The 876-nt window shown below is 34.4% G+C and carries 1 protein-coding gene and 1 pseudogene; both read right to left on the bottom strand.

Going from position 1 to position 876, the window contains the following annotated elements; all coding sequences use genetic code 11:
- A pseudogene (locus LrDSM24759_RS06125) lies at positions 1-292 on the bottom strand (IS3 family transposase); the annotation flags it as partial.
- 81 nt (positions 293-373) lie between these two features.
- A partial coding sequence (locus tag LrDSM24759_RS06120) for an LPXTG cell wall anchor domain-containing protein (protein WP_117118613.1) occupies positions 374-876 on the bottom strand: 503 nt, incomplete at its 5' end.

The following is an 876-nucleotide window of genomic DNA, read 5'->3' as shown; positions in this document are numbered from 1 at the left end:
GAATCCAATTATGGATTAGACCACTATTAGGTAAAGCTAGATCTAGAGAAACATGGTCAGCTAGCTCTTTATTGATAAGTACTCTTTTAATGGCAGCTTCTTTAAAATAAATAGGATAAGTAGTATGTGAACGATTTAAAATGTTAAGTCCATAATGATCTATTAATTTAAGCAGATAACGGATATTAGTTGAATTAACTCCATATTTTTTACTTAACCATGTAGAAGATTTTCCATAATTTTTCCAATAATTATAAATATTAATTTTATCTCGCTTTGTTAATTTAGACATAATAAAACCCCGAAATTCTTGTCCGAATTTCGGGGTTCATATCAAACAGAAGTCTTTTTTATTTATCAAAATTATTAGAGATTAGTTTCTTTTCTTTTTGTTGACGAAACCTAATGCAAGACTAGCAGCTAATAATACTGAACCAAGTAAAACACCTGCAAGTGACTTGCTACCTGTTTGTGGTAAAGTGTTTTGACTCTTTTCATTATTAGTTGAACCAACTTTAGCTGTACCTTCATCTACACCCGATGCCTTAACTGGAGCAGATTCAATTAATGCGGTTGAGCTGTTACCAGCATGAGTTCCATTGGTTTCAGTATCTGGTACTACTGGATCAGGAACTGAAGGGGTAGTTGGTGTATCTGGTTTTTGATCTGGCTCAGGATCGCTTGGAGTTGATTTAGTAGGTTGTGGGCCAGCAGGTGGAGTATCTGGTGTTTCCTTAAATACAATAATTGTAATTGGCTTCATGTCACTAGTTACTGTAATATCTGGTAACTTATCGGCTGGAACATAACCATCTGGGACATTGAATTCTACCTTATCACCTGGCTTTTGTTCCTTAACATCAGTTTTAACTACTT

The organism is Lactobacillus rodentium, assembly GCF_003423665.1.
Classification (GTDB): Bacteria; Bacillota; Bacilli; order Lactobacillales; family Lactobacillaceae; genus Lactobacillus; species Lactobacillus rodentium.
Note: the sequence above shows the minus strand (reverse complement) of the source record. Positions and strands in the feature narration are given on the sequence as shown.